Here is an 18,542-nt window from a genome sequence, read left to right on the forward strand (position 1 = left end):
CCGACGCCCGCGCCCGCGTGTATCGCCGATCAGGTTGCTCGGCGCTCGGCCGCTCTGGCCAAATCGGCCGCCATGCGGGGCATGCTTGCGCGCAGCAGCAACCACAGCGCCGGGCCCGCAAGGGCAATCCGCGACCGGAACGTCGCCCGCCAGACGATGAGCGATCCGCCGGCCCGCTCGTGGATGTGCACATCGGCGCGATGGTCGGTCACCGGGATGCCGGACACGATGCGATACGCGTGGTGGTGCGGCCCGTCGTCAACCAGGATCTCCTCCCGCATCGTCAAGCCGCTGACGGCGATTCGGCGGACGGCCCCGACGCGGGTCCCGGAATCGGCCGGCTTCTCCCAGCCCGCACTGCGCGCGCCGGAGAGCCACTCCGGCCACCGCTCGACGTCGATGAGAACGTCGTAGACCGCCTCGGGCGGCGCGGTGCATGCCCGTTCGAACCGAATGGAGTGACGCATTGCGGTTATCCGGCCAGCCGCAGGACGGCCGCGTCGCTCCGACAGAAACTGTGGCAGACGCGTTCGCGCACAACGACGTCGGGACATTCGGGATCGAACCAGCGATCCACCACCGCCCAGTGGATCGGATGCACCAGATAGGGCCCCATCAACCCCTCCTCGTCGGTGAAAAGTTGTTCGAACACGTGGGTCCACGCCGATGCGCCGGTGGACTCCTCGACCCTGCTCAGTTGCCAGTCGGTGATGGTGCGCACATACCGCGGCATGCGTCGCAGGTCGGCCTCGAAACGGGCGACGGTGGCCGGATCGGTGCCGGCCCGCACGCTCAACAGCAGCGCCCGGTACACGGTTCCCGGCTTTCGGGCCCGCTGCACGGGCAGTCCCGAGTAGGCGGCACCGTTGACGCGGCCGACCGCGGGGTCGTCCAGCGCCCGGCCGAAACCGGCCGCGGCACAATCCCATTGGCCCTTGGAGGCGAACCGGAGGTGGGCCAGGATGTCCCCGCCGTTGCGCGAACCGGGCAGCGTGGGTTCCACCACCCAACGCAGCGCGCCGGCCCCGGAAGCCGCGCCGCGCAGCGCAGCCACCATCCGGTCGCGGTCCGGCTCGGCGACGTCGATCAGCCGGGTCACGCTATACATCGCAGAGACCGTCCACGTCGGCGGCCGATGCCGCGAACGACCGGCACCGCTCGACCAGCAGGGCAGCGGCCCCGGTCCACCACCGGTCGAGCGCCGGATCCGTCCGGCCTTGCCACGTCATCTGCCACCACGCCTGTGCGCTCGCCAGTGTCCAGGTGATGGTGATGGTGTTGACAAGCTCTTCGGATTCGCCGAACCAGATGGGCGGGCTCACCAGGACGTCGCGCAGCGTCATGCCGCGTTCGCGCGCGCCGGGGGCGTACTCGGCGAGATAGGTGTCGACGAACCGCCGCGCACAGCCCGGCTTGGTGACCACGCGGTCGATCACGAAGACTTCGCCGTCAGCCATGACCCGACCGTATGCCACGCACGGGACGGCGCCCGCCCGGTTCCCGACCATCGGGAAGAGGCCGTCGAGATCCGCCCTGGCGCATCGATTCGCGCACCTCGACGCGCTATCGCCGCAGGACACCGGCCAGCGCGTCAGCAGCCTCCTGCCGCGCCCGGTGAGCGAGGTCGAGCATCGGCATCGTCATGAAGCCGTGGATGCCGCCGTCATAGCGCAGTTGCACGGTGGGCACACCGGCGGCCTCCAATGCCGCGCCGAACGCCAGTCCCTCGTCGCGCAGTGGATCGTGTCCGGCGATCACCATGACGGCCGGGGCCACGCCGCGTAGGTCGGCGTTCAGGGGTGTGGCATACGGGTGCGCGCGGTCGCTCACCGACGGCGCGTACTGCTCCCAATACCACTGCAGCGCCGGCGTCGGGTTGTAGAACCCGCGCCCGAACAGCCGATAGGACTCGGTGTGGAAGTTCGCCGCGATCACGGGATAGATCAGCAGTTGGGCGGCCAGCGCGGGGTCGCCCCGGTCGCGGGCCATCAACGCGGTCACGGCGGCCAGGTTCCCGCCTGCGCTGTCACCCCCGACGCTCAGGCGGTTCGGGTCGCCGCCGAAGCCTGAGGCGTTGCGCGCCGCCCATTGGGTCACGGTGTACACGTCCTCGGCGGCTGCCGGCCAGCGATGCTCGGGCGCCAGCCGGTAGGCCACCGAAACGACAACGGCCCGAAGGCGATTCGCCAGATCGCGGCACAGCGCGTCGTGGCTGTCGAGATCGCAGAATACGAAGCCCCCGCCGTGGGCGTAGACGAGGATCGGCAGGCGTGGGTCCTCGGCGTCGGGCCGGTAGAGGCGTATCGGGATGGCGCCGCCGGGTCCCTCGACGGTGTCGTCTCGGACCCGGGCGACGGGCTCGGGCCGGAACGCCGGCACGAACCGCGCCCGAATGACGGACCTGGCCTCCGCCCCGGTCATGGTGTGAACGGGCGGGAAGCCGGCGTCCAGCTCCCCGATCAGGGGAGCGATCTGCGGATCGAGGGTCACGCGTACTGCAGGGCGGGCCGCGTTGCGGGTCGCAGCGGGCGCAGCGGCTGCAGGGTCGGCGCGACCCGCTGCGGGCCGTCCTCGACGTTGCGCCAGATGCGCATCGCGGTCATGCGTACGGGGGCGGTCAGTCGCTGATCGAACATCATCCGATTCATCGGGCCGCACACCGAGACCGCGGCCATCGCCTGGGTCGCCTCGTCGGGACCCCCGATCGGCGCTGCGACGCAACCGAATCCGAGCAGCGACTCTTCCCGTTCGAACGCCACGCCGTGGGCCCGCACCTTGGCCAATTCGAGGGCCAGCTGGGTGCTACTGCAGATGGAATACTTCGTCTTGCGGACCTGCAAATCCAGCTCCGCATCTTCGCCGCGGTAGGCGAGGATCGCCTTGCCGACGGCGGTGCAATGCGCGGGTTGACGACCGCCCACGCGGGTCGGAATCCGCTGGTCGCCGATCTTGTCGAGGTAAACGACGTCCGGTCCGTCCAGGACCGCCAGGTGCACGGCAAGCCCTGTGGCGCGGTGCAATTCGCCCAGCAAGGGGCCGGCCGCCCGCACCAGGCGGTCCTGATGAACGGCCAGCGAGCCCAGCTCGACCAGCCGCATGCCGAGCTCGTAGTCGCGGCCGCTGCGGCGCAGCCAGCGCAGCTGGACCAGGCGCTCGAGCATGCGATGCGCCGAGGAGCGGGGCAGGCCGGTGCGCCGCACGATCTGCGCCAGCGTCAGCCGGCCCGGCCCGTCGAATGCGTCGAGCACCAGCGAGATTCGGTCGATGACTGCCGTGGGGGTTTCGGCGCTCTTAACGGCTGAAGTCATCGGTCCTCCGCTGTTATAACTGGCTGGCATATTCCTATTAGGAATAGTTTCTACCACACCGCTGTGGCTGATGTCACGCACCGCGTAGGGGTCGCCTGTCAGCCCCGGAAGACGTCGAGCGGGCCGACGTGCGCCCGATTGGTTTTGATCCGTTCTTTCAGGAGCCATGACCCGCCGGGGCGGCGCTGCCACGTGTCGGTGTAGTCACCCAGCGTGTAGAACCGCGACGAGGGGTCGCCGTCCGACCTCAGGTGGACATCGTGGACATAGGCACGACTGATCGCGATGTCGCCGTCGACGTCGATGACAACGTTGCCCAGCAGGTGCTGGGTCGGGCCGCAATTGTCGAGAAACCCACGGATCAGCTCGATGATCGCCCCGCTTCCACGCAGGCGTCCGGTTCCTAAGTCGCCTTCGGCGTCGTCGGCCAGGATCTCGGCCATGGCGGTCCAGTTGCGATCGTCCATCGCGCGGGCGAACTGCTTCAGCGTTCGCTCGATGTCTCGTTCATCGAGCAGGGCTTGTAGTCGGTCACCGTCCATGGCCCGTTCCTTCGGGAAATTGTCGGAAGCCCGCGCCCGGCACCGGAAAAGGGCTCAGCCCTTGGCGGCGGAGCGGCCCGCGCGGCGGCCGTAGAAGCTGCCGTCACCGAGCGAGACGCCGCTGGCATAACCCCACGCCGCAAGTCCCGCGGTCGAACGGCCGGCCGCGAACAGCCCCGGGATGGGTTCCCCGCTGACGTGCAGGACCGCCGCGTCCAACGTGGTGGCCAAGCCACCCAAAGTGAAACCGCCGGTGTTCTCGCGCAAGTCGATGGCGCCGACCGGGGAACCGATCGGCTTGACCCACTCGGGCTTCTTGTGCAGGAGCGGGTCCTCGCCGCGGGCGGCGGCCTCGTTGTAGGCGGCGACGGTGGCCTGCAACGAACCGGGCGCCAACCCCATGTCGTGCTCCAGGTCGGCCACGGTGTCGGCGACCCAGGTCGGTTGCCGCAGCATGAACTGGGGCGACCACGAGGCCAGCGCCTCCTGCTGCGCGTCGTCGTCGATGATCAGGTACGCGGTGTTGTCCTGCTGATAGAGGGTGAGCTGCCCGATCCGCCCCGGGTAGGTGTCCTCCGGGACGTAACGCTGGCCGCGGCCGTTGACCAGGATGCCCCGTACGAGTTGCTGCGGGTCGATGAAGATCGCGACCTCGGTGGCGTCCATGTGGGCCAGGTCGGCGCCCAGCGCCTGCGCCATCCGGATGGCCTGCCCGTCGTGCTGCTCGATGGACGCGGCGGGGCGTCCGGCGATCCGCGGCGCGTATCGCGCCACCATCGCGTCGTTGTAGGCGAAGCTGCCCGTCGCGAGCACGACGCCGGTGCGGGCCCGGACCGTCATCTCGCTGCCGTACTGGCGGGCGTGCATGCCGACGACCCTGCCGTCGGATTCGACGATCAGGCGCTGCACTCGCACGTCGTAGAGCGCCCGCGCGCCGGCCGCGGTGGCGGTCTCGACGAGCGGCTTCATCAGCATGTAGCCCGCGCTGGCCTCGCCCTGCTTCTTGTTCGACATCTGCGGGACGTGGCCGCGCGGGGCCGGCGTGGCAATCGTGTTGAACGGGTACGCGTTTTCGCCGCCGCTGTACATCAGGCCTTGGTCGCCCATCGGTTCCCAGCCCGGCTCGGAGAAGAACTCCGCCTTGAACGGCACGCCGCAGCCGACCAGCCAGTTGAAGTGGGCGACGCTGCCGGCGCAGTAGTCGGCGATCCGGTCCTCGTCGGCGCCCGGACCCATCGCGACATTGAGGAACGCCGCCATGTTCTCGACGGAATCGGTGAAACCACAGGCCTTTTGCAGGGGAGTGCCGCCGCCGAGATAGATGAAGCCGCCGGCCATCGCCGCCGCGCCGCCCCAGGACCCGGTGCGTTCCAGAACCAACACGTCGGCGCCGGATCGGGAGGCTTCCACCGCCGCTGCGGCGCCGGCGACCCCGTAGCCGGCTATCACGACGTCGGCCTCCTGATCCCATGACGAGATGGCGGACGCCGGGATGGGCGTCACGTCCCGCTCGGGTGTCATGGCTTCATCGCGGCAGGCATGTCGCCGGTCCACTGGTGGCCCCAGTAGCTGTCGGCGGTGATTTCCTCGGCGGTGTAATAGGTTTCGTCGACGCGCATGCCGTCGGTGCCGAACTCGATGTCCCAGTCGCCGGGGGCGCGGACGTAGAACGACACCATCTTGTCGTTGGTGTGGCGCCCCAGGGTGGACGACAGCTGGAAGCCCTCGGCGTTGACGCGGTCCAGGGCCTGCCCCACCGCATCGAGGCTGTCGACCTCCACCATGATGTGGACCAGCCGCGGGTCGCGCTGATGCATCGCGGGGACGATCGCCATGCTGTGGTGGCGTTCGTTGATGCCGAGGAAACGAACCCGGATCGGGCCGAACTCCTTGGGCAGCGGCACCCGGAACGCGCCGCGGGAACGGAACCCCAACACCTCGGTGTAGAAGTCGAACAGGCCGTTCGGATCCATCGCGGGCACCACGACATGGCCCAGGCCCTGGTCGCCGGTGACGAACCTCGCGCCGAACGGCGTGATCACCGGGCTGTGGTCGAGCACCGCGCTGTGGAACACCTCGACCGTCGTGCCGGCCGGGTCGTCGAAGGTGATCACCTCTTCCACCCGGCGGGTCTCGGCGTCCTCGGTGGACAGCTGCTTGAACGGCACGCCGGCCCCGTCGAGTGTCGCTTTGACGCGTTGCAGGGCCGGGCGGTCGCGGACCTCCCAGCCGATGGTGAGCACCCGGTCGGTCTCGCCGGGAACGACGATGAGCCGGGCCGCGCGCTCGTCCATCCGCAGGTACAGCGCCGACGGGTCGGGTCCCTTGCCCTCCGCGAAACCCAGGACGCCGAAGGCGAACTGGCGCCAGCGCTCGATGTCGTTGGTCGAAATGGTGATGTAGCCAAGGCTTTTCAGGTCGGTCATGGCTACTCCTAGATCAGGGCCCGCAGCGGACCCTCGGGCGGATCGATGCCCAGGGAACTGAGCGCCGACGCGTGGTAGGTGGTGCCGGGCACGTGAATGGCATGCAGATGGCCGACGTGCACATCGCGCCAGTAGCGCTGCAGCGGCTTGTCCATTCGCGCCGCGTTGCCGCCCGAGCGGGCGAAGATCTCGTCGACCGCCGCGACCGCGCGCCACACCGCGCGAACCTGCGTGCGGCGGCCCGCCGCGCGGTCGGCGAAGGACACCTCCTTGCCGGCCGCGACCATGTCGTAGATGCGATCGGCGTTGGCCAGCAGCTCCTGGCGGGCCGCGTTGATGTCGGCCGCGGCCTCGCCGATGGCGTGCATGACGTAGGGGTCGTCCTTGATCGCGGTACCGGTGGCGCCGACGCGCTCGCGCTGGTAGTCGAGGTGCGCGGCGAGCGCCCCCTCGGCGATGCCGATGGTGGCCGCCGAAATGCCCAGCGGGAACATCGTCGACCACGGCATCAGGTACAGCGGCTCCGTCATGCCGGCCTCGCGCTGGGCGGTGCCGTCCATCACCTTCGTCGCGTCCATGGTCCGGTAGGCCGGCACGAACGCGTCCTTGACGATGACGTCCTTGGAGCCGGTGCCGCGCAGCCCCACCACATTCCACGAGTCCTCGACGATCTCGTAGTCCTTGCGCGGCAGGATCATGTGCAGCATCTGCGGCGGCATGATCGGGATGCCTTTGTCGTCGCCGAGCATCGCGCCCAGGATGATCCAGTCGCAGTGGTCGGTGCCGGAGCTGAACTGCCAGCGGCCGTTGAAGATGTAGCCCCCGTCGACGGGCTTGGCCACGCCCTGGGGTGCGTACGGCGACGCCATCCAGGTGTCGACGTCGTCGGCCCAGATCTCGGCGGCCACCTTCGGGTCCGCGTAGGCCAATTGGTAGGGGTGCACGCCGACCACCCCGACGATCCAGCCGGCCGCCGGGTCCAGCGCCGCCGTGGCCATGGTCGTTTCGGCGAACTCGCGGGGGTGCACCTCGAACCCCTGGTACTGCTTGGTCTGCAGCATCCGGATCAGGCCGGCGCCCTTCATCAGCTTGACGCTGTCGTCGGTGAGCCGGCCGATCCTTTCGGCCTCGGCGGCCTGGTCACGCAGCTGGTCGGCCATGGCCACGACCCGATCGAGTACCCGCTCGGTCATTTTGTTCGTCCTTACGTGTGGGGGCTTAGTAATGGTCTACCGCAGTCGGCGCCAAAGTCGAAGGCGTTCCCGATGAGCGGACGCAAATGCGGCCGGAACTCGATGTGCGGATGATGGCCGGGAAAGTCGACCGGAGCGTCCGGTGACCGGGAACCCGGCCGGCGACCGGCGCGGCGAGCCCTACCGTCGTTGCTTGTGAGCAACGCCGACGCGCAACCCGTGGACGTCGTAGTGGTCGGCGCCGGGTTCGCCGGTCTGTACGCCCTCTACAAGCTGCGCGACCAGGGGCTGTCGGTGCGGGTGCTCGAGGCGGCGCCCGAGCTGGGCGGCACGTGGTACCACAACCGCTATCCCGGTGCGCGCTGCGACGTCGAGAGCGTCGACTACTGCTACTCCTTTTCCGAAGAGCTGCAGCGCGAGTGGACCTGGACCGAGAAGTACGCCACGCAGGCCGAGATCCTCGCGTACCTGAACTGGGTCGCCGACGAACTCGACCTGCGCCGCGACATCGCGTTCGACACTCGCGTCGTGTCCGCCACGCTCGACGAGACGACGCTGCGCTGGACGGTCGGCACCGACGGCGGCCAGGTGTTCTCGGCGCGGTTCTGCCTCATGGCAACGGGCCCGCTGTCGGCCGCCCTGACCCCCGACTTCGCCGGGCTCGATTCGTTCGCGGGCGAGATCTACCACACCGCCGCGTGGCCGCACGAGCACGTCGATTTCACCGGCAAGCGGGTGGCGGTGATCGGCACCGGATCCTCCGGCATCCAATCGATTCCGATCATCGCCGAGCGGGCCGCGCATCTCTACGTCTTCCAGCGCACCCCCAACTACAGCGTGCCGGCGGGTAACAAGCCGTTGTCTGCCGCGGAACTCGGCGAGATCAAGGCCGGCTACGCGGAGCGGCGCCGGGCGTCCTGGCGCAGCGGCGGCGGTTCACCGCACGTCACCGCGCCGAAGCCGACGCTGGATTTCACCCCGGAGGAGCGCCGCGCGGCCTTCGAGACGCGATGGCGGCTGGGCGGCGTGCTGTTCTCCAAAACCTTTCCCGACCAGATGACGGACCCGGCGGCCAACGAGGAGGCGCGCAGGTTCTATGAAGAGAAGGTCCGGGCCGTCATCGACGACCCGCGCCTGGCCGACCTGCTGATCCCCAACGATCACCCGATCGGGACCAAGCGGATCTGCACCGACAGCAACTACTTCCAGACGTACAACCGGCCCAACGTCTCGCTGATCAGCGTGCGCGCCACGCCGATCGTCTCCGTCGACGCGACCGGGATCAACACCACCGACGCGCACTATGACCTCGACATGATCGTATTGGCAACGGGTTTCGACGCGCTGACCGGCGCGCTCGCCAAGATCGACATCATCGGCCGCGGCGGTGTGCGATTGCGCGACGACTGGAGGCACGGGCCACGCACCTACCTGGGCCTGGGCGTCGACGGGTTCCCGAATCTCTTCCTCATTTCGGGCCCCGGGGCACCGGCGGTGCTGGCCAACATGGTCCTGCACGCGGAGGCGCAGGTGAACTGGATCGCCCAGGCCATCGAATACCTCGACCACCACGGCCACACAGCGATCGAAGCGACCCGCGACGCCGTCGACGGCTGGGGAGCCGAATGCGCCCGGCTGGCCGAGGCCACCTTGTTCACCAAGGCGAACTCCTGGTACATGGGCGCCAACGTGCCCGGAAAGCCAAGGGGCTTCATGCTGTTCATCGGCGGGTTCGCGACCTACAACGACGTCTGCGCCGAGGTCGCCGATGCCGGGTACAAGGGCTTCGAACTGGTCAAGATTCCCTCATGACGGGATTGCTCGGCAAGGTCGTGGTGGTGACCGGGGCTGCCCGCGGCACCGGACGGGTGCACTGTCAGCGATTCGCCGACGAGGGCGCCGACGTCATCGCGCTCGACGCCCCGGCCCTCGGCGCCGAATTACGCGATCTCTCAACGGAAGTCGAAAAAAGGGGCCGGCGTTGCGTGGCGCGCCTGGCTGACGTCAGCGACCTGGCGGCGCTGACGGCCGCGATCGACGACGGTGTCGCCGAGCTGGGGCGCCTCGACGTCGTCGTCGCCAACGCGGGAATCCACCTCCCGGGTGCGCCCTGCTGGGAACTCGACCCGGCGGACTGGCAGCGGACGCTCGACATCAACCTGACCGGGGTCTGGCACACGGTCAAAGCGGCCGTGCCGCACATCGGGGAGCGGGGCGGATCCGTCGTTATCATCAGCTCCACGAACGGTATTCGTGGCACCGCCAATACCGCTCATTACACGGCCAGCAAGCATGCCGTGGTGGGGCTGGCGCGCACCCTCGCCAACGAGCTGGGGCCGCGCGGCATTCGGGTCAACACGGTCCATCCCGGCGCCGTCGCGACCCCGATGGTGCTCAACGAGCAGACGTTCCGGCGCCTGCGCCCCGACCTGGACAACCCGACGGCCGCCGACGCCGCCGAGGTGCTCCGGGCGCGCAACCTGCTGCCGGTGCCGTGGGTGGAGCCCGTCGACGTGGCCAACGCCGTCGTCTTCCTCGCCTCCGACCAGGGTCGCTACATCACCGGCACGCAACTCGTCGTCGACGCCGGCCTCACCCAGAAGACGACATGAGCGGGCGGCTAACCGGGAAAGTCGCCCTCATCACCGGCGCGGCGCGGGGCATCGGGCGTGCGCAGGCCGTGCGCTTCGCGCAGGAGGGCGCCGACATCGTGGCGTTGGACGTGTGCGGCCCGGTCGACACCGTGGTGATCCCGCACAGCGCGCCGGCCGACCTCGACCGGACGGCGGCGTTGGTCGCCGACGCCGGCGCCCGGGTGCACACCGAGATCGTGGACGTGCGCGATCTCGCCGGCGTGCAGGCCGCGACCGACCGTGGCGTCGAGCGTTTCGGGGGACTGGACGTCGTTTGCGCAACCGCCGGAATCACCTCGCGCGGATCGGCGCTCGAGCTCGATGAAGACGCCTGGCGCACGATGTTGGAGGTGAACCTCACCGGCGTGTGGCACACCTGTCGCGCCGCGGCGCCACACCTGATCGCCCGGGGTGGCGGTGCGATGGTGCTGACGAATTCCATTGCGGGACTGCGCGGGCTGGTCGGCGTCGCGCATTACACGGCCGCCAAGCACGGCGTGCTCGGCCTGATGCGCAGCCTTGCCAACGAGCTTGCGCCACACAAGGTCCGGGTGAACTGTGTGCATCCGACCAACGTGGACACCCCGATGATCCAGAATGACGCGGTGCGCAGCGCGTTCCGTCCTGACCTGAATCGGACGCCGACTCGCGCCGAATTCGCCGAGGCGGCCCGCACCATGAACATGCTTGCCGTGCCGTGGATCGAGGCGGTGGACGTGGCCAACGCCGCGCTGTTTCTCGCCTCCGATGAAGCGCGGTACATCACCGCGGTGGCGTTGCCCGTCGACGCCGGCGCAACCCAACGTTGAGGAGGCGGCGGGCATGACTGACCGCAACGGCGACTCGGATCCGTACCAGTCGCTCGCCGAATCGGTGCGCCGGCTCATCGACGTCACCATCCGCACGGAGGCGGGGGCGGCCGCCGTCGCGGCGGCCAAGGCGAACGTGGATCGCGCGGTCGAGGAGCTGAGCGCAGACCTCATGCCGGGCTCGTTTGGTGTCCGCACGATCGTCGACGAGCAACCGCCGGCGTCGGGCAACGTGCTGATCGGCGTTCGAAACCCGGTCGCGCCCCCACTCGTCATCCGGCGCGGCGCCGACGGCGCCGTCTTCACCGAGGTCACGCTCGGTGCCGCCTACGAGGGGCCGCCCGGACACGTCCACGGCGGTGTGTGCGCCCTGATCCTCGATCACGTCCTCGGCGCAACGGCCCACCAGCCGGGGCGTCCCGCTTACACCGGCACCCTCACCCTCCGCTACCTCCGCGGAACGCCGCTCGGCCCGGTGCGCGTCGAGGCACACGTCGACCGCATCGACGGCCTGAAGACCTTCGCAAGAGGCCACATCGCCGACAGCGGCGGGATTACGGTGACGGCCGAAGGCGTGTTCATCTTTCCGAAGGCAGCGAAGGAGCGCGACGATGACCGAACTCGATGAACTGGCGGCCCGGCTGCGCCGGCTCGAGGACGACCGCGACATCCGGCAGTTGATCGCTTCGTACGGCCCGGCGGTGGACGCCGGGGACGCCGACGCTGCGGCGCTCCTATGGGCGTCCGACGGGGTCTACGACGTCGACGGGTGGCGCATGAACAGCCGGGCCGACGTCCACGCCATGATCGCCTCGGACGCCCACCAGAAGCTGGTGGCGAAGGGGTGCTGCCACTTCCTGGGCCCCTGCGTCGTCACCCTCGCCGGTGACGAGGCGGTGGCCGTTTGCGAATCCCTCGTCCTTGTCCGCGACGGCGACGGCTATCGCGTGTGGCGGGCCACCGCCCACCATTTCGCGCTGAAACGGATCGACGATCGCTGGCAGATCGCCACCCGCACCAGCCGGGTCCTCGACGGCAACCCCGACGCGCATGCGCTTTTGACGAAGGGCCTCTAGCGGGACAAGAACCCGAGGACCGTGCTGACGAACGCCTCCTTGGCCTCGATCATCGCCCAGTGCCCCGAGTTGGGGAAGATGTGCAGCTCGGCGTTGGGGATGGTGCGCATCGGGATGAGCGCCATGTCGGGCGGGCTCACCCGGTCGTCTCGGCCCCAGGTCAGCAGCGTCGGCGCCGCCAGCTTGTGCATGAGCGCCCACGGCTGCGGCCGGTCGGAGGCCGCCATCGCGGCGTTCATCCCGGCGAACGCCGCCTTGCCGTACATGCGGCGCGCGGCGGCCAGGGTCTCCGGGTCCGTCGCCAGCTGCCAGCGTTCCTCGACGAGTTCGTCGGTGACCAACGACTGGTCGTACACCATCGACTTGAGCCAGTCGACGAGGCGCTGGCGCGTCGGGTCCTCGACGAACTCCTGCAGCAGCCGGATGCCCTCGCTGGGGCTGGGGCTGAAGATGTTGGTGCCGATCCCGCCGATCGTCACCAGCCGGCCGACCCGGTCCGGATGGCGGATGGCGAAGTTGATGCCGACGCCGCCGCCCATCGAGTTGCCGACGATGTGCGTCTTGTCGACGCGGAGCGACTCCAACAACGGCGACACGGCGCCGAACGCGTCGACCATCGGGTGCCCACCGAAGTCGTCGCTGACCCCGAAACCCGGGAATTCCAGGACCAGGCAGCGGAAGTGCTCGGCGAAGGTCGGCAGGATGCCGCGAAAGTTGCGCCAACCGGTGACGCCGGGGCCGGAGCCGTGCAGGAACAGCAGCACCGGTCCGGAACTCGGGCCGCAGTCGTAGTAGCGCAGTGCTCCCTTCGGGGTGCTGATTTCGCGCAGGTCTTGCTCGACGAGTTCACGTGTGTCCGTCACGCATGTCACCCTGCCATGCCGCCGCGTCGAGCGGGAGCGGTGTTCCGCCCATCGGTCGGCCGGCCCTCGTCTACAGTCTTCGGACATGCGCTTGCTGGTCACCGGCGTTGACGAATCCGGGCGGTCGTGCGCCGCCCAGGACGGCACCGTCGCCATGCAGGGGGACTCCGGTCGCGGCGGCCTCCTTTATTCGGTGCTCTACGCGTCGCGGTCGCTGCCGTCGATTTCGGCCGGGGGCGGGAGGCTTGCGGACCTCCTCGACCTCGTCGTCGCGCCCGGCGCGCTGCGCTGGGCGGCGATCGAGTACGCGCCGGGTGCCGAATTCGCCATGCACCACACCGACACCGTCGATTTCGACGTGGTGCTCTCCGGCTCGGTGGACCTGATCCTGGACGACGGGGCGCACCGGCTGGCGGTCGGCGACGGCGTGGTGATCACCGGCGTCGACCACGCCTGGCTCGCCGGTCCGCAGGGCTGCCGGCTCAGCGTCCTGACGATCGGCGCCTCGCCGCCCGACGCGTGACCCTGCCCTCGAGCAGGCGGTCGACGGAGTAGGCGTTATGCCGGCGGAAGGCGATCACCGCGACCAGCAGACTGGCATGAATGAGCTGCTCGCCGATCACGTTGAAGTGCTCGATCGAGGTGGCGCCGAATACCAGCACGATCATCACCAAGCCACCGGCGACGGCGGCCGCGCGGGTCAGTGCACCGGCCACCAGCAGCACTCCGGTGACCAGTTCGGCGAACGGAAGCGCATAGCCGCAGACCGAGACGAGGCCGGCGGGCAACATCGACGTCGTGAACTCCGCCGCCAATTGGGCGTGGAAGGCGCCCAGTTTGGGCAGTCGCACCAATCCGTGTCCGAGCAGGCTCGTGCCAATCGTGAGCCGCAGCAACAGATACGCGACGGCGCCGTCGGTTTCGGCGCCTGCCCCGGGTGCACGCATCGTGTCCTCTCGCGAAAACCCCACGCAACGTTAATCTTTCGGCGACCCCGCCGCCCGCCTAGTTGTGCGGCTTTGCCATCGTCGAGTTCGGGGCCGCCCAGTCGGTCGACACCTTGCGGTGCCTGATCAGCCACGTGCCACCGTCGGGCACCAAAATGTCGCGATAACGTCCGAAATGGTCGAGCCCGATCTGCGTGACCACGGTGAAGTAGGACGACACCTCGGCCCGCTCCGGCGTGAGGCCGGTGAACAGCACGTTGGCGAGGTTGTGCCGGACGACGGGCCTGGCGTCGGCGCGGGCGGCGACGTTCCCGGCCACACCGGTGAGGAACGCCGCGATCTCGGTCCGGCCGCGCAGTGGTTCCGACCCGCGTATCTCGAGGACACCGTCCGCGCAGAACGTTTCGGCCAGGCCGTCGGGCCGGCCCGCGTCGCCCGACCAGTTGTACCGCGCGAGCGTGTCGCGGATCTGCTCGCGGGCGACCAATTCCCACATCTCCACCGGCGCGAGCCTAATCGCGGCGGGTCATTTGACGCGATATGGCCGGAAACTGCGCTGCACCGGCGCCGGCGCGACCCCGTTCAGGTCGAAAACTGCGATCAGGGCCCGCAACAGGGCGGGGGACCAGTCGTCGAATGGTTGGGCGTCCATCCGGTCGAGCACTTCACAGCGGAGGTATTCGATGCCGGTCGGCGGCTGATGATCGGTCATGTCGGTTACGACGCTAGGAGCGCCGGCCGAAGCTGTACAGCCGACTGGTCATATTCAAATCTGATTCAAGCGAGGGAATGAATCGCGGCGCGCGACCGTAGAACAACGCATGAAACTCAACGACGCCGCGCGCGAGCTCATCGGCAAGGGAGCCGACGCCACCTTGGTCACGGTCAACCCCGACGGCAGCCCCCAAGTGAGCCTGGTTTGGGTCGCACTGCAGTCGACTCCCGAGGGCGACGAACTCGTCACCGCCCACCTCGCCGAGCACAAGAAGGTGCGCAACATCCGCAAGGATCCGCGCGTCGCCGTCACGATCGTGTCGCTGGACAAGGCGGGGCTGGGGATGCGGCCCTACCTCTCCATCGCCGGGACCGCGCGAATCGTGGAGGGTGGGGCCCCGGAGCTGCTGAGGGAACTCAATCCGGTCCTGGGCGACCCGAACACGAAGTTCCCCCCGGACGACGCGCCGCCGGGGGTGCTCACCCGCATCCGCATCGACAGGGTCGGCGGCATCGGCCCCTGGGCCTCCTGACGAGGAATTTTTGCCACTTCCGCTACGGTGAGTAGCGGAATACAGTGGGTGGGTGGCGACCGGAGACGACGGCAGGCACCTGCGCACCTGTCCATTGTGTGAAGCCATGTGCGGCTTGGAAATTCAGGTCGACGGCGGCAAAGTGACCAGCATCCGCGGCAACCGCGACGACGTCTGGAGCAAAGGACACCTGTGCCCCAAGGGCGTATCACTGGGTCAGGTGCACGACGACCCGGACCGCATCCGCCGCCCGCTGATCAAACTCGACGGGCAATGGCACGAGGTCGGCTGGGACGCGGCATTTCGCCGCTGCACCGAGCTGCTGACGCCGGTGATCGAAAAGTACGGAATCGGCGCGGTCACCGCATACACCGGTAACCCGCTGGCGCATTCGTTTTCGCTTGCCCGGTATGCGGGCGTGCTGATGGGCATGTCCGGGATGCCGATCACCTACTCGCCAGGCACCGTCGACCAATGGCCGAAGAACCTGTCGTCGCACCTGATGTACGGCCTTTGGTGGAACTTCCCGGTGCCCGACATCGAGCGCACCGACCTGCTCGTCATCATGGGCGCCAACCCGGCCGCGTCGCAGGGTTCGCTGCTGGCGGCACCCGACGTGATGGGCCTGATCAACCAGATTCGCAAGCGCGGCAGGGTGATCGTGATCGATCCCGTGCGCACCCAGACCGCCGCCCAGGCCGACGAGTGGCTTCCGATCGTGCCGGGCACCGACGCGGCGCTGCTGCTGGCCGTGGCCCACACCCTGTTCGACGAGGGCCTGGTCAGTGCGGGACCGCACGTCGACGGCGTGGACACGATGCGCCGGGTGGCCGCGGAGTGGCCGCCGGAGCGGGTGAGCGCCGTCACCGGCATCGACGAGGACCGCATCCGCGCGCTGGCGCGCGAGCTGGCCGGCACCGAGAAGTCGGTGGTGTACGGCCGAATTGGCTTGTGCAATCAGGAGTTTGGCAGCCTGGCCAGCTGGCTGGTCGACGTCATCAACATCTTGACGGGCCATTTCGACACCCCGGGCGGCGCCATGTTCCCCAAGCCGGCGGCCTGGTCGATCACCACGCAGCCGCTGCCGGGACTGGAGGGAGGCCTTGCCGAGTTCGGTCGCTGGCGCACCCGGGTGCGCGGGGCCAAGGAGGTCCTCGGGCAGGCGCCGGTGTCGTGCATGGCCGAGGAGATCGCCACCCCGGGCGAGGGCCAATTGAAAGCGTTGATCACGGTCGCCGGCAACCCGGTGCTGTCCACCCCCGGCGGGGACAAGCTCGACGAGGTGCTTCCGATTCTGGAAGCGATGATTTCCGTTGACCTTTGGCTCAACGAGACGACCCGCCACGCCGACGTCATCCTGCCCGGCCTGTCCCCGCTCGAGCAGCCGCACCACGACGACCTGATCCTGCTGTTCGCCATCCACAGCATCGCGAACTACTCGGCGCCGGTGTTCGATCCGGGCGATCGCCCGCACGAATGGGAGATCCTGATCCGCTTGACCGGCCTGTGCACCGGCACCCCGGCCGAAGACGTGGACGTCGCCGCGATCGACGACGGCTTCTTCGATTACCTGGCCTTCACGCAGGGTCTCGACGGCGCCGAGATCCGCAAGCTCTACGAGCACGGCGGCCCGGAACGGATGCTCGACCTGACGCTGCGCACCGGGCCTTTCGGCGACCAGTACGGCAAGAACCCGGGCGGCCTCACCCTGGACATGCTCAAGGCCAACCCGAACGGAATCGACTTCGGGCCGATGGTCCCTCAGCTGCCCGACATCCTGGGCACCCTCGACAAGAAGATCCATCTCGCGCCGCAGTACCTGCTCGACGACCTGCCCCGGCTGGCGGCGCGGATGCAGCGCCCGGCCGAGCCGCTGGTGCTGGTCAGCCGCAGGCACCTGCGATCGAACAACACCTGGCTGCACAACGTTCCCGCGTTGATGAAGGGCAAGGATCGGTGCACGCTGCTGGTGCACCCCGAGGACGCCGCCCGCTTCGGCGTCGCGGACGCCGACATCGTCACCGTCAAGTCGGAGGCCGGCGAGATCAGGGTGCCCGTCGAGGTCACCGACGCCATCAAGCCGGGCGTGGTGTCGATGCCGCACGGTTGGGGACATGGCAAGCCGGGCACCCGCATGTCGGTGGCCAACGGCTCGCCCGGGGCCAACACCAACGCGCTCTCGCCGCCGACGTTCCTCGACGAGCCGTCCGGCAACGGCGCCCTCAATGGCATCCCGGTGACGATCATCGACGACCCGGCGCGCTTCCGGGCCAGCGGCCCGGCCCAATACGCCTGAGTTCACCGCAGCGACAACATGTAATTAAGTTCACGTTCCGCAGCGTCCGATGAACCCGCGGCCGGTCCGTACTCGTCGGCTGTGCATGACTGCAACAACGTATTTACCTTCAACGGACCGGTCCGCCGGTCATGCCGGGCGCGCCCCGCGCATCGCCGGCACGGCAGTGGCGTTCACCCGGAACCGCTATGACCAGGACGAGGTGGCGCGCGAGCTCACCGAATTCGCGGAGCCGGGCTTCATGCGGTTCGCGCACACCGCGGGCGTCGAGCATCGCAGCCTCGCACTGCCGCTGTCGCGGTACCCGAAGCTCTCCGGATTCACCGAATCGAACAACGCCTACCTCGAGGTCGCCGTCGACCTGGGTGAGCGGGCGGTGCGCTCCGCGCTGGCGGCCGCGAACGTCGAGCCGGACGAGGTCGACACCATCGTGATGGTGTCCAGCACCGGAATCGCGGTGCCGACCATCGACGCGCGGTTGATGTCACGAGTCGGGCTGCGGCCCAACGTCAAACGCGTCCCGTTGTTCGGGCTCGGCTGCGTGGCGGGGGCCGCGGGCATGGCACGGGTCTACGACTACCTGCACGGCTACCCGGGGGATGTGGCCGTGCTGCTGTCGGTCGAGTTGTGCTCGCTTACCCTGCAGCGCACCGACACCTCGATACCCGCCCTGATCGGAGTGTCGCTGTTCGGTGACGGGGCGGCGGCGGTCGTCGCCACCGGGGCCGACCGAATCCCGCTGGCAGACAAGGCGCATCACGCACCGAGCGTCCTGGCCACGCGCAGCCGCGTCGTCGCCGAGACGGTCGACGTCATGGGCTGGAAGGTCAGCTCCAGCGGATTCCAGTTGGTGATGTCGCGTGACGTCCCGAAGATGGCCGACGACTATCTGCGCGAAGAGGTCGACGGGTTCCTTGCCGAGCAAGGCCTGTCGATCGCCGACATCTCGACTTGGGTCTGCCATCCGGGCGGCCCGAAGGTGCTCGACTCGATCGAGAACGCACTGGGTCTGCCGGCGCAGGCACTGGCGCACAGCCGAAACTCGATGCGGGAGAACGGCAACATGTCCTCGGCATCCGTGTTGGACGTGCTGCGCCGAACGGTGGCCGAGCCGCCTCCGGCGGGGTCCTTCGGTGTGATGCTCGCGATGGGCCCGGGTTTCAGCTTCGAGCTCTTGCTCCTGCAGTGGTGAGGTGACAGGC

Annotated in this window: 22 protein-coding genes; 9 read left to right on the forward strand and 13 right to left on the reverse strand. The window is 68.8% G+C overall.

Going from position 1 to position 18,542, the window contains the following annotated elements:
- Nucleotides 1-29: 29 nt before the first annotated feature.
- The 9 genes from AWB89_RS14740 to AWB89_RS14780 all read right to left on the reverse strand — a co-directional run bounded on the left by AWB89_RS14740 (nucleotide 30) and on the right by AWB89_RS14780 (nucleotide 7,469).
- On the reverse strand, nucleotides 30-467 hold the full coding sequence (locus AWB89_RS14740; RefSeq protein WP_158089828.1) for an SRPBCC family protein: 438 nt from the start codon (nucleotides 465-467) through the stop codon (nucleotides 30-32).
- 5 nt (nucleotides 468-472) lie between these two features.
- Entirely contained in the window at nucleotides 473-1,108 is a 636-nt protein-coding gene (locus tag AWB89_RS14745; protein WP_085174624.1) for a Dabb family protein, read from the reverse strand.
- Nucleotides 1,101-1,457, reverse strand: a complete 357-nt coding sequence (locus AWB89_RS14750; protein ID WP_085174713.1) for a hypothetical protein — start codon at nucleotides 1,455-1,457, stop codon at nucleotides 1,101-1,103. Before AWB89_RS14750 ends, AWB89_RS14745 begins: the two co-directional genes overlap by 8 nt.
- Before the next feature lie 106 nt (nucleotides 1,458-1,563).
- Complete coding sequence (locus tag AWB89_RS14755) at nucleotides 1,564-2,490, reverse strand: alpha/beta hydrolase (protein ID WP_085174626.1); 927 nt, start codon at nucleotides 2,488-2,490, stop codon at nucleotides 1,564-1,566.
- Nucleotides 2,487-3,308 carry an IclR family transcriptional regulator gene (locus tag AWB89_RS14760; protein WP_085174628.1) on the reverse strand — a complete coding sequence of 274 codons (822 nt, stop codon included), beginning with the start codon at nucleotides 3,306-3,308 and terminating at the stop codon, nucleotides 2,487-2,489. The genes AWB89_RS14755 and AWB89_RS14760 overlap by 4 nt, the downstream gene beginning before the upstream one ends.
- A 98-nt stretch (nucleotides 3,309-3,406) precedes the next feature.
- A complete protein-coding gene (locus AWB89_RS14765) occupies nucleotides 3,407-3,850 on the reverse strand; it encodes a nuclear transport factor 2 family protein (protein ID WP_085174630.1) in 444 nt (147 codons plus the stop codon).
- Between the two features lie 54 nt (nucleotides 3,851-3,904).
- Nucleotides 3,905-5,371, reverse strand: coding sequence for an FAD-dependent oxidoreductase (locus AWB89_RS14770; protein ID WP_085174633.1), 1,467 nt, complete (start codon nucleotides 5,369-5,371; stop codon nucleotides 3,905-3,907).
- Complete coding sequence (gene bphC / locus AWB89_RS14775) at nucleotides 5,368-6,276, reverse strand: biphenyl-2,3-diol 1,2-dioxygenase (RefSeq protein WP_085174636.1); 909 nt, start codon at nucleotides 6,274-6,276, stop codon at nucleotides 5,368-5,370. Before bphC ends, AWB89_RS14770 begins: the two co-directional genes overlap by 4 nt.
- Nucleotides 6,277-6,284: 8 nt before the next feature.
- Complete coding sequence (locus AWB89_RS14780) at nucleotides 6,285-7,469, reverse strand: acyl-CoA dehydrogenase family protein (RefSeq protein ID WP_085174638.1); 1,185 nt, start codon at nucleotides 7,467-7,469, stop codon at nucleotides 6,285-6,287.
- A gap of 195 nt (nucleotides 7,470-7,664) precedes the next feature.
- Between AWB89_RS14780 and AWB89_RS14785 the strand changes: the two genes are divergently transcribed.
- Genes AWB89_RS14785 through AWB89_RS14805 form a run of 5 tightly spaced genes read left to right on the forward strand, consistent with a single transcriptional unit; the run spans nucleotide 7,665 to nucleotide 11,987 of the window.
- Nucleotides 7,665-9,281, forward strand: a complete 1,617-nt coding sequence (locus AWB89_RS14785; protein WP_085174640.1) for a flavin-containing monooxygenase — start codon at nucleotides 7,665-7,667, stop codon at nucleotides 9,279-9,281.
- The gene (locus AWB89_RS14790) at nucleotides 9,278-10,081 is read left to right on the forward strand and encodes a mycofactocin-coupled SDR family oxidoreductase (protein WP_085174642.1); all 804 of its coding nucleotides are present in this window, start codon (nucleotides 9,278-9,280) and stop codon (nucleotides 10,079-10,081) included. Before AWB89_RS14785 ends, AWB89_RS14790 begins: the two co-directional genes overlap by 4 nt.
- Complete coding sequence (locus AWB89_RS14795; protein WP_085174644.1) at nucleotides 10,078-10,911, forward strand: mycofactocin-coupled SDR family oxidoreductase; 834 nt, start codon at nucleotides 10,078-10,080, stop codon at nucleotides 10,909-10,911. Before AWB89_RS14790 ends, AWB89_RS14795 begins: the two co-directional genes overlap by 4 nt.
- Nucleotides 10,912-10,924: 13 nt before the next feature.
- Nucleotides 10,925-11,539, forward strand: a complete 615-nt coding sequence (locus AWB89_RS14800) for a PaaI family thioesterase (protein WP_085174645.1) — start codon at nucleotides 10,925-10,927, stop codon at nucleotides 11,537-11,539.
- Nucleotides 11,523-11,987 carry a nuclear transport factor 2 family protein gene (locus AWB89_RS14805; RefSeq protein ID WP_085101053.1) on the forward strand — a complete coding sequence of 155 codons (465 nt, stop codon included), beginning with the start codon at nucleotides 11,523-11,525 and terminating at the stop codon, nucleotides 11,985-11,987. The genes AWB89_RS14800 and AWB89_RS14805 overlap by 17 nt, the downstream gene beginning before the upstream one ends.
- On the opposite strand, the gene AWB89_RS14810 is transcribed toward AWB89_RS14805, so the two are convergent.
- A complete protein-coding gene (locus AWB89_RS14810) occupies nucleotides 11,984-12,850 on the reverse strand; it encodes an alpha/beta fold hydrolase (RefSeq protein WP_241520502.1) in 867 nt (288 codons plus the stop codon). The two genes, AWB89_RS14805 and AWB89_RS14810, sit on opposite strands and share 4 nt — an antisense overlap.
- Nucleotides 12,851-12,935: 85 nt before the next feature.
- Here AWB89_RS14810 and AWB89_RS14815 point away from each other — a divergent pair, with 85 nt between their 5' ends.
- The gene (locus AWB89_RS14815; RefSeq protein WP_085101050.1) at nucleotides 12,936-13,373 is read left to right on the forward strand and encodes a cupin domain-containing protein; all 438 of its coding nucleotides are present in this window, start codon (nucleotides 12,936-12,938) and stop codon (nucleotides 13,371-13,373) included.
- On the opposite strand, the gene AWB89_RS14820 is transcribed toward AWB89_RS14815, so the two are convergent.
- From AWB89_RS14820 to AWB89_RS14830, 3 genes are read right to left on the reverse strand one after another with little or no spacing between them, the layout of a single operon-like run.
- The gene (locus AWB89_RS14820; RefSeq protein WP_085101047.1) at nucleotides 13,333-13,797 is read right to left on the reverse strand and encodes a DoxX family protein; all 465 of its coding nucleotides are present in this window, start codon (nucleotides 13,795-13,797) and stop codon (nucleotides 13,333-13,335) included. The two genes, AWB89_RS14815 and AWB89_RS14820, sit on opposite strands and share 41 nt — an antisense overlap.
- Before the next feature lie 58 nt (nucleotides 13,798-13,855).
- Nucleotides 13,856-14,299 (reverse strand): nuclear transport factor 2 family protein, encoded by a 444-nt coding sequence (locus tag AWB89_RS14825; protein ID WP_085101044.1) that lies wholly within the window; start codon nucleotides 14,297-14,299, stop codon nucleotides 13,856-13,858.
- A 24-nt stretch (nucleotides 14,300-14,323) separates the two neighbouring features.
- Nucleotides 14,324-14,509, reverse strand: coding sequence for a hypothetical protein (locus tag AWB89_RS14830; protein ID WP_085101042.1), 186 nt, complete (start codon nucleotides 14,507-14,509; stop codon nucleotides 14,324-14,326).
- Nucleotides 14,510-14,618: 109 nt separating this feature from the next.
- Here AWB89_RS14830 and AWB89_RS14835 point away from each other — a divergent pair, with 109 nt between their 5' ends.
- The 3 genes from AWB89_RS14835 to AWB89_RS14845 all read left to right on the forward strand — a co-directional run bounded on the left by AWB89_RS14835 (nucleotide 14,619) and on the right by AWB89_RS14845 (nucleotide 18,532).
- Entirely contained in the window at nucleotides 14,619-15,044 is a 426-nt protein-coding gene (locus tag AWB89_RS14835; protein WP_085101039.1) for a PPOX class F420-dependent oxidoreductase, read from the forward strand.
- 52 nt (nucleotides 15,045-15,096) lie between these two features.
- Nucleotides 15,097-17,340 carry a molybdopterin-dependent oxidoreductase gene (locus tag AWB89_RS14840; RefSeq protein WP_085101037.1) on the forward strand — a complete coding sequence of 748 codons (2,244 nt, stop codon included), beginning with the start codon at nucleotides 15,097-15,099 and terminating at the stop codon, nucleotides 17,338-17,340.
- A gap of 85 nt (nucleotides 17,341-17,425) precedes the next feature.
- Nucleotides 17,426-18,532, forward strand: a complete 1,107-nt coding sequence (locus AWB89_RS14845) for a type III polyketide synthase (RefSeq protein WP_085174646.1) — start codon at nucleotides 17,426-17,428, stop codon at nucleotides 18,530-18,532.
- Nucleotides 18,533-18,542: the final 10 nt, after the last annotated feature.

Origin of the sequence: Mycobacterium paraense (genome assembly GCF_002101815.1) — a bacterium.
Lineage (GTDB): Bacteria > Actinomycetota > Actinomycetes > Mycobacteriales > Mycobacteriaceae > Mycobacterium > Mycobacterium paraense.

What these genes read in the sequence shown, in the direction of transcription:
- AWB89_RS14740 (WP_158089828.1), bottom strand. Translation starts at nt 467, where the DNA reads ATGCGTCACTCCATTCGGTTCGAACGGGCATGCACCGCGCCGCCCGAG.
- AWB89_RS14745 (WP_085174624.1), bottom strand. Translation starts at nt 1,108, where the DNA reads ATGTATAGCGTGACCCGGCTGATCGACGTCGCCGAGCCGGACCGCGAC.
- AWB89_RS14750 (WP_085174713.1), bottom strand. Translation starts at nt 1,457, where the DNA reads ATGGCTGACGGCGAAGTCTTCGTGATCGACCGCGTGGTCACCAAGCCG.
- AWB89_RS14760 (WP_085174628.1), bottom strand. Translation starts at nt 3,308, where the DNA reads ATGACTTCAGCCGTTAAGAGCGCCGAAACCCCCACGGCAGTCATCGAC.
- AWB89_RS14765 (WP_085174630.1), bottom strand. Translation starts at nt 3,850, where the DNA reads ATGGACGGTGACCGACTACAAGCCCTGCTCGATGAACGAGACATCGAG.
- AWB89_RS14770 (WP_085174633.1), bottom strand. Translation starts at nt 5,371, where the DNA reads ATGACACCCGAGCGGGACGTGACGCCCATCCCGGCGTCCGCCATCTCG.
- bphC (WP_085174636.1), bottom strand. Translation starts at nt 6,276, where the DNA reads ATGACCGACCTGAAAAGCCTTGGCTACATCACCATTTCGACCAACGAC.
- AWB89_RS14780 (WP_085174638.1), bottom strand. Translation starts at nt 7,469, where the DNA reads ATGACCGAGCGGGTACTCGATCGGGTCGTGGCCATGGCCGACCAGCTG.
- AWB89_RS14790 (WP_085174642.1), top strand. Translation starts at nt 9,278, where the DNA reads ATGACGGGATTGCTCGGCAAGGTCGTGGTGGTGACCGGGGCTGCCCGC.
- AWB89_RS14795 (WP_085174644.1), top strand. Translation starts at nt 10,078, where the DNA reads ATGAGCGGGCGGCTAACCGGGAAAGTCGCCCTCATCACCGGCGCGGCG.
- AWB89_RS14800 (WP_085174645.1), top strand. Translation starts at nt 10,925, where the DNA reads ATGACTGACCGCAACGGCGACTCGGATCCGTACCAGTCGCTCGCCGAA.
- AWB89_RS14805 (WP_085101053.1), top strand. Translation starts at nt 11,523, where the DNA reads ATGACCGAACTCGATGAACTGGCGGCCCGGCTGCGCCGGCTCGAGGAC.
- AWB89_RS14815 (WP_085101050.1), top strand. Translation starts at nt 12,936, where the DNA reads ATGCGCTTGCTGGTCACCGGCGTTGACGAATCCGGGCGGTCGTGCGCC.
- AWB89_RS14820 (WP_085101047.1), bottom strand. Translation starts at nt 13,797, where the DNA reads ATGCGTGCACCCGGGGCAGGCGCCGAAACCGACGGCGCCGTCGCGTAT.
- AWB89_RS14830 (WP_085101042.1), bottom strand. Translation starts at nt 14,509, where the DNA reads ATGACCGATCATCAGCCGCCGACCGGCATCGAATACCTCCGCTGTGAA.
- AWB89_RS14835 (WP_085101039.1), top strand. Translation starts at nt 14,619, where the DNA reads ATGAAACTCAACGACGCCGCGCGCGAGCTCATCGGCAAGGGAGCCGAC.
- AWB89_RS14845 (WP_085174646.1), top strand. Translation starts at nt 17,426, where the DNA reads ATGACTGCAACAACGTATTTACCTTCAACGGACCGGTCCGCCGGTCAT.